Origin of the sequence: Vreelandella salicampi, assembly GCF_013415105.1 — a bacterium.
GTDB lineage: Bacteria > Pseudomonadota > Gammaproteobacteria > Pseudomonadales > Halomonadaceae > Vreelandella > Vreelandella salicampi.
Genome location: NZ_JACCDF010000001.1, coordinates 120,002 through 135,022 on the forward strand (window position 1 = coordinate 120,002; position 15,021 = coordinate 135,022).

A 15,021-nucleotide genomic window follows, 5' to 3' on the forward strand; every position below is an offset into this window, starting at 1 on the left:
AAAGGCTAGCGTACGACGAGCAGACGCTAGTCGAATGGATTGCGTAGCACGATGGTTTCCATACGGTCCGGGCCGGTGGAAATAATATCGATACTGGTACCCACCTGCTCCTCTAGGAAACTGATATAAGAGCGCGCATTAGCGGGCAGATCTTCCACACGCTTGATTCCCAGGGTGGATTCTTTCCACCCGGGTAAATCTTGGTAAAGCGGCTCAATCGCTTCGTAACCTTCAGAATCCACCGGCGTATCCAGCACATCACCGTCTTTGCTGCGATAACCGATACAAACGCGTATATTTTCTAGACCATCAAGCACGTCAAGCTTGGTCAAACATATCCCAGAAACCGAGTTAATCTGCACCGCATGGCGCAGTGCCACGGCATCGAACCAGCCACAACGACGTGGACGCCCCGTAGTAGCGCCGAATTCATGGCCTTTCTCTGCTAAGTGGCGACCATGCTCGTCAAAGAGTTCGGTCGGGAACGGGCCAGATCCCACGCGCGTGGTATACGCTTTGGTGATACCCAGCACGTAGTCCAGATAAAGCGGCCCAACACCTGAGCCTGTCGCAGTACCGCCGGCAGTAGTATTGGAACTGGTCACAAAAGGATATGTGCCGTGGTCGATATCAAGTAGCGAACCTTGCGCGCCCTCAAACAGGATATTTTCACCCTCTTTGCGCAGGTTGTGCACAAGCCCCACGGTATCGCCCACCATTGGACGTAGCTCTTCCGCCATTTGCATGGCGCTATCGAGCACTTCTTGGAAGTCTACCGCGGCTTCGCCGTGATAATTAGTCAACACGAAGTTATGGTAGTCCAGCACCTCACCTAGCTTCGAAGCAAAACGCTCACGGTGCATCATGTCGCCCAGGCGCAAGCCACGACGCGCCACTTTATCTTCATAAGCAGGGCCAATGCCGCGGCCGGTTGTTCCAATCTTCGCCACGCCGCGGGCTTTTTCCCGCGCCTGGTCAAGACGCACGTGGTAAGGCAAAATCAAAGGGCATGCGGGCGACAGGCGCAATCGCTTGCGTACGGGTACGCCCTTGTCTTCCAACTCGCGGATCTCTTTAATCAGCGCTTCTGGTGAGAGCACCACACCATTGCCAATAACGCAGGTTTTATCAGGGCGCAAGATACCGGAAGGAATCAAGTGGAGAACGGTTTTCTCCCCGTCGATCACCAGTGTATGACCGGCATTGTGCCCCCCTTGAAAGCGGACAACCGCTGACGCCGACTCTGTCAGCAGGTCAACAATTTTGCCTTTACCTTCGTCACCCCATTGGGTACCTAGTACTACGACATTCTTGCCCATTATGCTCTCGTCTCTTGTGCCAGTGTCGTTGGCAGCCAACGACCGTCGATAAACTCAAGTCGGCGGTTACACCCGTGCTCCGCCGGCCCGGTACGCTGCCCTGGCAGCGCCTGTACTACACGTTCACCCTGCTCACGTAATGAGGCAATCGCTAAGCTTAATGCTTCATCCGCTTGTGATGGCGCCCAGATGGCGCCCTTTGTCGGCGAAGCCTGGGCGAGGGAAGCAAGCTGCTTAAGATCCATCGAAAACCCCGTTGCAGGACGTGCTCGCCCAAAGGCTCTACCTGTATCGTCGTAGCGGCCGCCTTTCGCCAGTGCTTTGCCGTAGCCTGGCACGTAAGCAGCAAACATCATACCCGTGTGGTATTCGTAGCCACGTAGCTCAGCCAGATCCACGTAGATATCCACCTCAAAATTCGCCAACACGCTCTGGTAGAGGGCATCTAACTCGTCAAGTGCGGTTTTGACCGACACCGGCGCACCAGCAAAAACATCGCGCGCCTGTTGTAATACGCCGATATCCCCGTGCAGCTCGCCCAAGGCATTAAACATGGCGGCCAAGGCCGGGTCGGCAACACTTGCGCTTACTTGTTCAGCGAGCGCCCCCGGCGATTTTAACGCCAGGGCGTCAAATAGAGCACGCTCTTGGTCGTGATTAAGTTCCGCCGCTTCGACCAGACTACGGTAGATGCCAATATGACCCAGGGCGAGGTGAATTTCGCACGCGCCTGAGGCGGTTAAACTCGTCAGCGCGAGATGAATAATTTCACTATCCGCCTCTAAGCCTGCGTGGCCAAAAAGCTCAACGCCGACCTGTACCGGGCTACGACCGCCTTGATGCTGATCCGCTTTTGCGCGTAGCACATTGGTACAATAGCAAAGCCGTACCGGCCCTTGGCGGCGCAGCGAGTGGGCGTCCATACGCGCCACTTGGGGCGTCACATCGGCGCTTGCACCCATCATGCGACCTGTCAGCTGGTCGGTGAGCTTAAAGGTTTGCAAATCCAGGTCGGTACCGGTGCCCGTTAGCAGCGAATCTAGAAACTCCACGGGAGGCGGCATGACTTGATCGTACCCCCAGCCATGATAGAGATCCAGCAGCGTACGGCGCAGCTCTTCCATACGGCTTGCCTGAGGCGGTAACACCTCATCCATGCCGTCGGGCAATAGCCAGCGGTCAGCGATGGTCATATGAACAATCCTGCGAGACGACAATAAAAGCTTACGGTACTAGCGACAAAAATCAGACGACAAAAAAACGGGCCAAAAAAAGGCTGCGTCGTAAAGCCTGAGTCACAGAAACCGGGCCACAAAAAAACCGGGCGACGCCCGGTTGACAAAGTCTATCATGTTTGGCGCCCGGATGAACCCCGCATTCAAGGCCCACCCGGTACAGACTGCGTTACACAGTCCTACTCTGCATCACTGCTAGACGAAGGGCTGTTAAGGTAGCGGAAAAACTCGCTATCTGGTTCTAGCACCAACAAGCTGTCATCGCCCGAGAAACTCTCACGATACGCTTCTAAGCTGCGCCAGAAAGAGAAAAACTCGGGATCTTGGCTGTACGCCTGTGAAAAGATAGACGCAGCTTGTGCATCCCCTTCACCGCGCAACGTTTCGGAGCGTTCGTTAGCCTGGGCAAGAAGGACTTGACGACGGCGATCCGCATTAGCGCGAATGCGTTCAGACTCTTCTCGGCCTTGCGCACGCCATTCACGCGCCTCCCGTTCACGCTCAGAGCGCATTCGCTCGAATACCGCGGAGGTCACATCATCGGGCAGGTCAATCCGTTTGATGCGGATATCGCGTATCGCAACGCCCAGCTCCTCACGCATGAGCTCGTCGAGTTCTTCGGTCGGCCCTGTCATTAGGTCATCGCGACGCTCAGCGATAATTTGCTGCAAATTCAAGCGGCCAAACTCATTACGCAAACCCTCATCAACACGCGGCTGAATCAGACGCTCAGCGACCATTTCGTCGCCAGAGGTGGCCTCGTAGTAACGCGTCGGATTAACAATCTGCCACTTAACGTAGGAGTCCACAATTACCGCTTTCTGCTCTTGCGTGAGATAACGGCTTGTATCGGTATCCAGCGTCAACAAGCGCGTATCAAATGTACGCACCGTTTGCGTAATCGGCACTTTCACATGCAGACCCGGCTGGATGTTCTCTTCGATGATTTCGCCAAAGCGCAACTTCACCGCGCGTTCGGTTTCATCCACGACGTACAAACTGTTGCTGGCTAACCAGGCGACCGCAGCCAAGCCACCAACGATCAGCAGGGAACGATTATTAATCATTTACCGGCCCTCCCTGCGAATAGAGTTACTGCTGTTCGAAGATGATCCACTGCTACTATTTTGGCTGCTTTGGCCACTGCTTAAGCGCTCTAGCACACGCGGATCGAGACTGTTACTGCTGCCTTGGTTAGACGGAACACCACTACTGCCGCCATTTATTTGATTCAGCGGCAGATACATCAGCGGCGCATTTTCGCTTACGTCCATAAGGACTTTCGGTGTTCCTTCGTAGACTTCTTGAAGAGAGTCAAGGTACATACGCTCACGCATGATCTCGGGGGAATTCTGATACTCGCCAAGCAGCGAATTAAAGCGGTTGGCTTGACCTTGTGCTTCTGCCACGACGGATTCGCGATACCCTTGGCCTTGCTCAATGATGCGCTGCGCTTGACCTTGTGCTTCGGGGATTACCGAGTTGGCATACGCGATGGCTTCGTTAATGATCCGCTGTCTGTCTTCACGCGCGCGAATAACATCGTCGAAGGCATCAATAACAGGATCAGGCGCAGCCGTTGACTCAATATTGATCGTTTGCAGCGCAATGCCGATGCCGTAAGTGTTGAGATAGTTTTGCAGTCGACTCGCCACCGAGCTACCTAGCACTTCACGCCCGGAGGTTAGTATCTCAATCATGTCCGTTCCCCCTACGACGTGGCGCAGCGAGGAATCGAGCGCATTTGCGATAGAGAGACTCGGATCACGTACGTTAAGAACATAATTACGTGGATCAGCCACTCTGTATTGTGCCGAGATCTCCACTTCAACAATGTTCTCATCGCGGGTCAGCATCGACTTAGTTTGCGTTAACGAACGCACACGGGTGACGTTCACCATGCGCACGTCATCGATCAACGGCGGATTCCACTGCAAACCGGGCATTACGGTTTCTTGGTACTTACCAAAACGCAGTACCACACCGCGTTCTGATTGATCCACCAAGTAGAAACCAGAAGCCGCCCAAATCGCTAGCGCGACCACAATAAGAAGGCCCGGCAAGGCAAAGACGTTACGCGGTTTGTTGCCACCACCGCCTTTTTTACCGCCACCACCGTTACCTTTCTTACCCTTGCCACCCAACATGCCGTTGAGTTTGTCCTGAAACTTTTTCAACGCCTCATCAAGATCCGGAGGTCCTTGGTTGTTCCCTCCGTTGTTGCCACCACGATTGCCGTCGCCGTCGCTTCCGCTACCGCGTCGGCCACCGCCACTCCAAGGGTCGTGCTGGTTGCCACCACCGGGCTCATTCCAGGCCATATATTCTCTCCACTAGGTATTCAGCTGCACCTGCGACGTAATACGCCGCTGTGCAAATCGCCATTGTTGCTGCAAAAACTTATACAAATTCATTACAAAATACTATGTAAATGTGACTTACCACTCTATGGGTTCTTGCAATATTTCAGGTAAATAGGTGTTGGCGCGTTCGCCAAGCTGCGCCATTAGCTGATTAAAGTCACGTCGAGGCAAGCGCACTTCCAACACCGAACGCCCCTGCTCGTCAAAGAACTCTTCTCGAACGGCATTTAGCTCATGCAGCCTCGCACGCAACTTGCCCTGCTCGGGGTCCAGTGTCATAGAAAAATCAATGACATCATCGGCAAGACGCTCACTAAACGCTTGCTCCAGCAGATCTAATCCGCGCCGTTCTTGCGCCGACACCCACACCACTTCTGGCATACCGTTGCCGTCGCGCTCAATACGCGGCGCGCTGTCCAACTGGTCAATTTTATTCATGACCTTGAGCATGGGCACGTCGTCGGCGCCAATTTCTTTCAGCACGCGCTCGACCTGCTCTACGTTAACGTCACGATCAGGATCGGCGGCATCAATCACATGCACCAAAAGCGTAGCATCTGCAGCTTCCTGCAGCGTGGCTTGAAAGGCCTCTACCAACTTGTGGGGCAAATGACGGATAAATCCCACCGTATCAGCCATAACCACCGGACCGACATCGTCGATTTCCAAGCGCCTAAGTGTGGGATCTAGCGTGGCAAAAAGTTGGTCTGCTGCATACACCGTTGAATCGGTAAGAGAATTAAACAGCGTTGACTTGCCCGCGTTGGTATAACCCACGAGTGAAATACTGGGAATCTCAGCACGAGAACGGGCGCGGCGACTCTGCTCGCGCTGGCTACGTACTTTATCCAGGCGCTTATGAATCGCTTTGATCCGCGCGCGCAACAGGCGACGGTCAGTTTCCAGCTGCGTTTCACCCGGGCCGCGAAGACCAATCCCGCCTTTTTGCCGCTCAAGGTGTGTCCACCCTCGCACAAGGCGCGTGGACATGTACTCTAACTGAGCAAGCTCGACCTGCAGCTTGCCTTCGTGTGTTCGAGCCCGCTGCGCAAAGATGTCCAGGATCAATCCCGTGCGATCCAGCACCCGACACTTTAACTCGTGCTCCAGGTTACGCTGTTGCGAGGGGCTTAAACCGTGATTAAAAATCACCAGCTCAGCTTGATGAGCCGCAAGCATCGCTCGCAGCTCTTCAAGCTTTCCTGAACCGATAAACGTTCTCGAATCGGGGCGTTGACGGCTAGCGGTGAGCAGCGTCGCTGGCACTGCACCAGCAGAACGAACGAGCTCAAGAAACTCACCGGCATCTTCACGCTCGCGCTCATCATGAAAATCGACATGCACGAGTACAGCCGTTTCACCGGCGTCGGGGCGCTCAAAAAACAATCAATACCTCATGGACTGTTTGCCTACTTCGTGTGGCATTAAATCTCGGCATCCGCTGCTGCCGGGTCTTGAGCAGGCAAGCGAACGTTGCGAGATGGGACCACGGTCGAAATGGCATGTTTGTAAACCATCTGACTGACGGTGTTACGGAGCAGGATCACAAACTGGTCAAATGACTCAATTTGGCCCTGCAGCTTAATGCCGTTCACCAAAAAGATGGAGACCGGAATGCGCTCCTTGCGCAAAATATTCAAGTATGGGTCTTGAAGGGACTGCCCTTTGGACATGTTACTCTCCCTAAAACTGTCGTTGGGGTTGGTTGATCTTGTTACCCGAAAGGTCGGCAAAGCCGGCCGCTCGAAAACATTTGCTATGAACAGACTATCTTACGCTAAGCACCGCTTTCACGCACGAGTTTCAGTACGTTATCTAACGCATGGGTGTGTTGTGAATCAACCCAGTGCAGCTCTTTCCAACGCCTTAGCCAAGTAAGCTGGCGCTTAGCCAGCTGGCGAGTGGCGATAACGCCACGCTCTAAAAGCGCTGTGTGGTCTATCTCGCCATCTAAGTATTCCCACACTTGACGATAGCCAACACTTTTCATTGCCGGCAACCCCAAATGCAAGTCATCACGCTGCTTAAGGGCGGCCACCTCGTCAATTAAGCCCTCTTCTAGCATTAAGGCAAAGCGCTGCGCAATGCGTTGATGCAGCACCCCACGATTTTCCGGCGCCAGAGCAATCGATACCACACGCCACGGAAAAGTCGAAGCCTCTTGCTCGGCCCAGAGTTCGCTCATTGGTCGCCCGCTGGCGTAATACACCTCTAACGCACGCAGGGTACGCTGCGGGTCATTAGGGTGTATTCGCTTCCCCGCTTCGGGATCAACCTCCGCCAAGGTGCGATGAAGCGCCAAAAGCCCCTCCTCCCGCCAACGCTTGTCGAGCTGCGTGCGAATCTCAGGGGATGCGGCCGGCAGGTTCGCCACACCGTCTACTAGCTGCTTGAAGTAGAGCATGGTACCACCCACGAGCAGCGGTACTTTCCCTGACTGGCTAATTTGTCGCATCTCACAGAGCGCATCTTGTCGAAAATCTGCCGCTGAATACGGGTTGGCCGGGTCACGGATATCGATCAGACGGTGCGGCGCGCGCTTAAGTTCCAAAGCGCTAGGCTTGGCACTGCCAATATCCATGCCGCGATACACCATGGCGGAATCGACGCTGATCAGCTCACAGCCTAAACGCTCGTATAGCGCAATGGCCGCATCGGTTTTACCCGCAGCGGTCGGCCCCATGAGAAAAACGGCCAAAGGGCGAGAATCGCTCATGCTAAACGCGACTCCTGGGTCATTGCCCACGTAAGAACAGTTTATCCAGCGCTTTCATATCCATTTGCGTCCAGGTTGGGCGGCCATGGTTGCACTGGTCACTACGCTCAGTGCGCTCCATATCGCGCAGTAAAGCGTTCATTTCATCAAGTGTGAGACGGCGGTTCGCTCTGACGCTTCCGTGGCACGCCATGGTGGAAAGCAGCGTATGGATACGCACTTCTACCTGCTGGGAGCGACCAAAGTGTGCCAGCTCTTCTAAAAGCTCACGCACAAGCGGCTCAGGATCGGCTTGTGCCAGAAGCGCTGGAAGTTGCCTCACCAACAGCGTTTCGGGTCCGGCGATATCAAGCTCCACACCGAGCTTAGCGATGGATTCGTGCTCATTCTCTACCGTTGCCACCTCCGCAAGACTAGCCGCTAGCGACACTGGAACAAGCAGTGGCTGGGTGTCTATGCCGTTTTGCACCCACTGGTGCTTCATCCGCTCGTATACGATGCGTTCATGAGCCGCGTGCATATCCACCAGCACCAGGCCGTCACGATTTTGCGCCAGAATATACACTCCGTGCAGCTGCCCTAACGCGTAGCCGAGTGGCGGCGCAGCCGCAGGATCGTGCGCCGGCATGTTGGGGGCTACCGCCACCTCGCGCACAGCGTTCGGAGAAGCGGCTTCGGCCGTTGCTTGAGGCGTGAGCAGTGTCTCTTCGTGATCGGGATGAAGTGCCTGATAGCCCTGCATAAAACGGCGAACCCGCGCCGCCCCCGGATTTCGATCTGACTCAGGCGTTAGCGCGATACCCTGCTGCTCCCAGCGATGAGCTGCCGCTAATGGCTCAGCCGCTAGCGTACTGTTTTCTTGAGCCTGCTCGGCAGCGGAGGATGAGTCATTTTCTTCGCCTACGAAATTCTCAGCAACCGGCTGTGTATGCGCCAAACAGTGGTGCAAACTGGAGTACAAAAAGTCATGCACCATGCGCCCATCGCGAAAGCGCACTTCATGCTTGGTCGGGTGTACGTTAACGTCGACCACGTCGGGGTCCAAGTCCAAATAGAGTACAAACACCGGGTGGCGTCCGTTGTAGAGCACATCCCGGTAAGCCTGGCGTACCGCGTGCGCCACTAAGCGATCACGCACCACGCGACCGTTAACAAAAAAGTACTGCTGATCCGCCTGGGCGCGCGAATGCGTGGGTAACCCCACCCAACCGGAAAGCCGCAGCGCCCCCGCTTCGCGCTCGATAAAGCGGGCATGCTCAATAAAGTTTTTACCTAACAGTGACGCAATGCGCCGCTCGCGGGCCGCTGGGGAATCTCCGGGGGGTAACTGATGCACGGTTTTTTGGTTGTGACGCAGCACCCAGGCAATATCGTAGCGAGAAAGCGCCTGGCGCCGAAATGCCTCTTCGACATGGGCGAATTCGGTCTTTTCCGTTCGCAGAAACTTGCGCCTTGCGGGCGTATTAAAGAAAAGATCCCGCACGCTCACGCTAGTCCCTCGCGGATGCGGTGCGGGGGTAACGCGCGCTTCCATTCCGCGTCCTTCCGCTACCACGCGCCAGCCATCGCGTGGGTCGTCTGAGGCGTTGGAGATCAACTCCAAGCGCGACACCGAGCTAATCGACGCGAGCGCCTCACCGCGAAAGCCCAGCGAACTAACGCCCTCTAAATCTTCCAGGCTTTCAATTTTACTGGTTGCATGACGTGCAAGCGCCAAGGGTAAATCTTCCTCCCCGATACCCACGCCGTCGTCGCGCACTTTAAGCAAGCGTGCACCACCCTGCTCAACGTCTAGTTCAATTCGCCGGCTACCGGCGTCAATGGCGTTTTCCAGCAACTCTTTGGTTACCGATGCCGGACGCTCGACCACTTCGCCAGCGGCAATTTGGTTGGTCAGGCGCGGGTCGAGAACATGGATACGGGACGCGTGAGTGGCGGTCGTTTCGGACACGGTTACCTCAAAACGGTTAACAAAAAAACGCGCATTTCCTTAAGAGTTGGGGATGCGTAACACCTGACCAACACGAATTACATCGCCATTAAGGTCGTTGGCCTGTTTCAGATGGCTCACCGGCACGCCGTGCTGCACCGCAATCGCTGAGAGCGTATCACCGGATTGAATACGATACTCGTCGCCGAGTGGGCCACGCTGGTTGTCGCGCTGCCAGGCGAGCAGGCTCGTCGGCGGTGGATGACGCTCAAAGTGCCCTTTCACACCATTAAGAATTGCCTTAGCGATATGCTCTTGATGGCTCGCACTTTTCAAACGACGCTCTTCACCCGGATTGGAAATAAACCCTGTTTCCACCAGTAATGAGGGGATATCGGGTGATTTCAATACCATAAAGCCCGCCTGCTCAACGCGAGATTTATGCAGCCGATTAACCCGGCCGAGTTGATCCAGTACTTGGCCGCCAATCGATAGCGAATCGTTAAGCGTAGCGGTCATGGTCAAATCCAATAACACACCGCGGAGCACCTGGTCTTTATCGCGCAGAGAAAGGTTTCCATCGACACCCCCGATCAGATCAGCACGGTTTTCGCTGTTAGCCAACCACTGAGCCGTCTCGGAAGTAGCCCCTCGTTGAGACAGCGCGTAAACGGAACTCCCTTGCGGGCGCGGGCTGGAAAACGCATCGGCGTGAATGGAAACAAAAAAGTCGGCTTTTTGCTCGCGGGCAAGTTGGGTGCGCTGACGCAAGCCAATGTAGTAGTCACCGTCGCGAATCAGTACCGCTTTAAAGCCGGGCGTCGCATTGACCTTATCGGCCAAGCGTCGGCTGATTTCTAACACGATATCTTTTTCGCGGGTGCCGCTAGGCCCAATCGCCCCGGGGTCTTCGCCTCCGTGGCCAGCGTCAATGGCGATAATAATATCGCGTTTGGGGTGCGGTTGTGCTTTTTGCACCGTGGTGTCTTCAGGTGCGGTTGACGTATTACCGTTGATGTCGCGCTGGGCACTAGCGCGTTGGGCCGCAATTTCCTGCTCGCGAATCATCGACTCAATCGGGTCGATGGGATTTTCTATGGCATTTTCCCCGGGGTATTCCAAATCCACCACCAAGCGGTGACCATACTGATCGTTGGGAGGCAACGTAAAGTGACGTGGTTCAACCTTCCGATTAAGTTCGAGCACAACGCGCAAATCATCGCCGTTACGCTTACCCGTCCTTACGGCAGAAATTGCACTGCCATCTAGCGGCAACGTGCTGGCATCGGTAGCTAGCCGGCTCGAGTCTATATCGATCACCAGCCGAGAGGGCGAATCAAGGCTAAAGACATTCGCCTCAACGGCCCCAGAAAGGTCAAATACAAGCCGTGCGTGATCGGGTGCCGCCCAAAGGCGCATACTCTCAACGTTAGCCGCCTTTACGCTAAGGCTTGCGGCACTAACGGTGATAAGCACCACCAAGGCTAGCGCCTTGCGCCATACGCGGGATGGGCTATTTGCAAGTCGCCTTGTCATAACTGCTCGCTATTTTGTGCCAACCGGTGACTCCCATGCTTTTTCCAACGCGGAAAGCCACTGCTGCCCACGCTCTGTTTCGGCACTAACGCTCGCCACGCGGCCAATATCTGCCACTGACAAGTGAATGTGCAAATCCCCCTCAGGGAGCCAGCCCTCGCCGCGACTTGGCCACTCAACCAGACACAAGGCCTCATCATCTAATACATCGCGCCCGCCGATAAATTCCAACTCTTCAGGGTCCCCTAGGCGGTATAAATCCAGGTGATAAAGCCGCTGGTCGTTAAGTTCGTAAGGCTCAATCAGCGTATAGGTTGGGCTTTTGACCGCCCCTTGATAGCCATACGCCCGCAATACCCCTCGAGTCAGGGTGGTTTTACCCGCGCCCAAATCACCTTCTAAGTAAACGCGCCCACGCCCTTGAAGCACGCGGCCAAGCGTTTCACCAAAGGCAACCTGAGCATCTTCATTGGGCAGCGTCACCTGCATGAGAGCAGACCTCATGGATTGATTAATGAGCATGCATAGGATGCCAGATCACTGGCCAGCAAGCCACGCTCACCGTGTTTTGCAGCACCTGCATCGGCGGCTAACGCATGGACTAGCGTCGCCAGCCAAACGCTCTCTTCATTCTCGTGTCGTTGCGCTATTAGCGCCCCCAGCATACCGCTTAGCACATCGCCCATGCCGCCACTGGCCATTCCCGGGTTGCCATACGGGCAAACCAAAAGGCCACTCGGCCCTGCGATCAGCGTACCGGCGCCTTTTAAGATGACCGTGCCGCCGCGCTGTTGCTGCAGCGCGCGTGCCGCAGCGGGCCGATCAGCCTGCACCTCTGTAGGGCTGATACCGAGTAGCCGGGCGGCCTCGCCCGGGTGCGGCGTTAGCACCCAGTTTTCGCGACGGGTATCCGCCCAGTGGCTGGCTAAAAGGTTAAGCCCATCGGCATCGATCACGAGTGACTTGTCGGTATTCAGTGCGCTTTGCAACATCGCCTGCCCCCATGCCCCTTGGCCAAGGCCAGGCCCTACCACCACGACATCGCTTTGCTCAGGCAGCTCACCTAGCTCTGCCGCACCCCGTACGCCGTGAGCCATCACCTCGGGGCAACGCATCAGGCTTGCCACCACATGCTCGGGCGCTGTCGCCAGGCTGACCTTACCCGCTCCAAGCCGCGCGGCCGCCTGAGACGCTAATAACGCCGCACCGCCAAACCCCGGCGCGCCACCCAGCACCAACACATGGCCCATATCACCCTTGTGTGCTGTACGCAGGCGCGGCTTAAACGCCTCTGCCAGCAGGCTTTCGTTTAAGCGCCAAGCCGTCGGCGGGATATCAAAATAGGCCTGCGACTTCACTCCCAGCGGGCGAAAGTCAATCTCGCCAATATACGCCGGTGCATCGCCCGTATGGAGGCCGATTTTGTCACCAATAAAGGTCACCGTGCACGCGGCCTGAACGGCCACCCCAAGCACCGCCCCGGTATCAGCGGCAAGCCCTGAAGGGATATCAATCGCCAACACCGGCTTTGCGGCGGCGTTCAACGCCTGAATGGCGTCGCGAAAGCGGCCGGCCACCTCGCCGTTCAAACCAGTGCCTAACAGCGCATCGACAATCACTTCGCCGCTTAGCACGAGATCGGTGTGCCACGGATCATCGCCCACGCCTGCGGCAGTGGCTAGCTCAGCGGCTTTTAGCGCATCATCTTTGAGTTCATTTATCGGCTTGAGCGTGACGCGCTGCACCTTTAGCCCCGACTGTGCGGCAAGCGCGGCAAACACATGGCCATCGCCACCATTATTACCACCGCCACACAACACGCTCACCGTGCGCGCTTGCGGCCAGCGAGCGCGAAAACTATGCCAAGCACTCGATGCCGCGCGCTGCATCAGAGCAAAGCCATCGATACCACTGGCGATGGTGCGACGGTCTAACTCACCTACCTGCTCGGCCGTGTAGAGCGGCCTGAGCGTTGAGGATCTTAATAGGCTCACGGAATCTCCTTTCGCATGCTGTGACGTTAGCGTTAGCATAGCGTGCTCATGTTTACGGCTGTACCGCTATTATGCTCAACCCTAGCGCATCTCATTCTGCTAAACCCAAAAGCAGCGCCAATCAACCTTCTTTGCCAAGCCAGCCTGAGGCGCTTTCAACCGAGACGCTTGCAGGTCTTGCCGATGACATCAAACGTTGGGGTGGCGAACTAGGTTTTCAGCAGGTCGGTATTACCGACACCGAGCTTGCCGACCACGAGCAGTACCTCAATACGTGGCTGGATCACGGCTACCACGGCGAAATGGGGTTTATGGCCAAACATGGTACTAAGCGGACTCGCCCTGCTGAGTTGGAACCTGGCACACAACGTGTGATTAGCGTTCGCATGGATTATCTCCCGGCTGACGTTGAAAACGTCAAGCAACTCCAAACGCCTGAGCGTGCCTATATTTCACGTTATGCCTTAGGGCGCGATTATCACAAATTGATGCGCAAACGCTTAGCCTATCTCGCAAAAAAAATTGAACAAGCGGTCGGCTCCTTCGGTTACCGCGCCTTTGTCGACTCTGCTCCGGTAATGGAGCGCGCCTTGGCGCAAAAAGCTGGCATCGGCTGGTTTGGCAAAAATGCCATGCTGCTGACCCCAAAAGCAGGATCACTGTTTTTCCTCGGTGAGCTCTACACCGACCTACCGCTGCCGATTGACCCACCTTTCACCCACGAACACTGCGGCAGCTGCGATGCCTGCCAGCGCGTTTGCCCCACCGGGGCAATCGTGGCGGATAAAGTCGTCGATTCGCGCAAGTGCATCTCGTATCTCACCATTGAGCTTCACGGCGCGATTCCACTCGAATACCGCCGTGCTATGGGCAATCGCATATACGGCTGTGACGACTGCCAACTCTTTTGTCCCTTCACCCGCTTTACCCAACCAACGCAAGAAGCAGATTTTCACCCGCGCCACGATCTTGACCGCGCTGAGCTCCTCACCCTTTTCGCTTGGAGCGAAAAGGAATTTCTGGACAAAACCGCCGGCAGCGCGATCCGCCGCATCGGCTATCCTCGTTGGCTGCGCAATCTCGCCGTGGCGTTGGGCAATGCCCCATGGAGTGAGGCAGTGGACGCCGCACTCTGGGCACGCCGAAGCTTCCCCAATGCCTTAGTGCGCGAGCACGTCGCCTGGGCGCTGGCCGAGCAGCGCCAAAAACGTCACGCACGCATCGCGACAGCCTAGCGCTCACTCCTCCTCGTCGGAGGTAACATCCACGCGCAAAAAAGTATTGCGATAGTGCGCCAGCTCATCGATAGACTCTTTAATATCGTCCATCGCCAAGTGCACATTGCGTTTTTTAAAGCCGGCAGTGGCGCCGGGATTCCAGCGCTTAGCAAGCTCTTTAAGAGTCGACACATCCAAGTTGCGGTAGTGAAAAAAGGCCAACAGCTCGGGCATTTCGCGCTCTAAAAAACGCCGGTCCTGATGAATGCTGTTGCCGCACATGGGCGATGAGCCTGGCACCGCGTACTGCTGCAAAAACGCCAGCGTTTCGCGCTCTGCCCTTGCGGTATCGGTTTGGCTCGCCTTAACGCGCGCCGTGAGTCCCGACTCTCCGTGCGTTTTGGTGCACCACTCATCCATACTGTCCAGCAGGTTGTCAGGCTGTTTTACTGCGATGACCGGGCCTTCTGCCACGACATTTAATTCAGCATCGGTGATCAGCGTGGCCACCTCGATGATGCGCTCTTTCTGTGGGTCGAGGCCGGTCATTTCCAGGTCGATCCAAACCAGCAAATCTTTGCGTGGCGCGCGCGTTTCGCTCATGCTCAACTCCCCTTTCACTCGATAGCGGCCAAATAGCCCCACCAACAAAATAAAAATCCGTACAATACGCGTTATTGTACCTATGAATACCCGTTTGAATACGTGTTC

Annotated in this window: 13 protein-coding genes; 1 reads left to right on the forward strand and 12 read right to left on the reverse strand. The window is 55.8% G+C overall.

The genetic code is table 11. From position 1 onward, the window contains the following. Positions 1-26: 26 nt before the first annotated feature. The 11 genes from HZS81_RS00600 to HZS81_RS00650 all read right to left on the reverse strand — a co-directional run bounded on the left by HZS81_RS00600 (position 27) and on the right by HZS81_RS00650 (position 13,132). Positions 27-1,319, reverse strand: a complete 1,293-nt coding sequence (locus HZS81_RS00600) for an adenylosuccinate synthase (RefSeq protein WP_179928619.1) — start codon at positions 1,317-1,319, stop codon at positions 27-29. Then, positions 1,319-2,512 (reverse strand): ATP phosphoribosyltransferase regulatory subunit, encoded by a 1,194-nt coding sequence (locus HZS81_RS00605; protein WP_179928620.1) that lies wholly within the window; start codon positions 2,510-2,512, stop codon positions 1,319-1,321. The genes HZS81_RS00600 and HZS81_RS00605 overlap by 1 nt, the downstream gene beginning before the upstream one ends. A gap of 221 nt (positions 2,513-2,733) precedes the next feature. Next, positions 2,734-3,621 (reverse strand): protease modulator HflC, encoded by an 888-nt coding sequence (hflC, locus tag HZS81_RS00610; protein ID WP_179928621.1) that lies wholly within the window; start codon positions 3,619-3,621, stop codon positions 2,734-2,736. Next, positions 3,622-4,875, reverse strand: a complete 1,254-nt coding sequence (gene hflK, locus HZS81_RS00615) for an FtsH protease activity modulator HflK (protein ID WP_179928622.1) — start codon at positions 4,873-4,875, stop codon at positions 3,622-3,624. It lies immediately after the preceding gene. Between the two features lie 117 nt (positions 4,876-4,992). Beyond that, positions 4,993-6,303, reverse strand: a complete 1,311-nt coding sequence (hflX, locus tag HZS81_RS00620; RefSeq protein WP_179928623.1) for a ribosome rescue GTPase HflX — start codon at positions 6,301-6,303, stop codon at positions 4,993-4,995. A gap of 38 nt (positions 6,304-6,341) precedes the next feature. Beyond that, positions 6,342-6,590, reverse strand: a complete 249-nt coding sequence (gene hfq, locus HZS81_RS00625; RefSeq protein WP_179928624.1) for an RNA chaperone Hfq — start codon at positions 6,588-6,590, stop codon at positions 6,342-6,344. Positions 6,591-6,694: 104 nt separating this feature from the next. Next, complete coding sequence (gene miaA, locus HZS81_RS00630; protein ID WP_179928625.1) at positions 6,695-7,633, reverse strand: tRNA (adenosine(37)-N6)-dimethylallyltransferase MiaA; 939 nt, start codon at positions 7,631-7,633, stop codon at positions 6,695-6,697. A 19-nt stretch (positions 7,634-7,652) separates the two neighbouring features. Then, the gene (gene mutL, locus HZS81_RS00635) at positions 7,653-9,584 is read right to left on the reverse strand and encodes a DNA mismatch repair endonuclease MutL (protein ID WP_179928626.1); all 1,932 of its coding nucleotides are present in this window, start codon (positions 9,582-9,584) and stop codon (positions 7,653-7,655) included. A gap of 39 nt (positions 9,585-9,623) precedes the next feature. Continuing rightward, positions 9,624-11,099 carry an N-acetylmuramoyl-L-alanine amidase gene (locus tag HZS81_RS00640; RefSeq protein ID WP_179928627.1) on the reverse strand — a complete coding sequence of 492 codons (1,476 nt, stop codon included), beginning with the start codon at positions 11,097-11,099 and terminating at the stop codon, positions 9,624-9,626. A 9-nt stretch (positions 11,100-11,108) separates the two neighbouring features. Further along, positions 11,109-11,588 (reverse strand): tRNA (adenosine(37)-N6)-threonylcarbamoyltransferase complex ATPase subunit type 1 TsaE, encoded by a 480-nt coding sequence (gene tsaE / locus HZS81_RS00645; protein WP_179928628.1) that lies wholly within the window; start codon positions 11,586-11,588, stop codon positions 11,109-11,111. Positions 11,589-11,599: 11 nt separating this feature from the next. Next, the gene (locus tag HZS81_RS00650; RefSeq protein ID WP_179928629.1) at positions 11,600-13,132 is read right to left on the reverse strand and encodes an NAD(P)H-hydrate dehydratase; all 1,533 of its coding nucleotides are present in this window, start codon (positions 13,130-13,132) and stop codon (positions 11,600-11,602) included. 92 nt (positions 13,133-13,224) lie between these two features. On the opposite strand from HZS81_RS00650, the gene queG reads away from it, so the two are divergent. Continuing rightward, the gene (queG, locus tag HZS81_RS00655) at positions 13,225-14,328 is read left to right on the forward strand and encodes a tRNA epoxyqueuosine(34) reductase QueG (RefSeq protein WP_241697327.1); all 1,104 of its coding nucleotides are present in this window, start codon (positions 13,225-13,227) and stop codon (positions 14,326-14,328) included. A 3-nt stretch (positions 14,329-14,331) separates the two neighbouring features. Here the strand turns inward: queG and orn are convergent, their stop codons facing one another. Further along, a complete protein-coding gene (orn, locus tag HZS81_RS00660) occupies positions 14,332-14,913 on the reverse strand; it encodes an oligoribonuclease (protein WP_179928631.1) in 582 nt (193 codons plus the stop codon). Between the last annotated feature and the right edge of the window lie 108 nt (positions 14,914-15,021).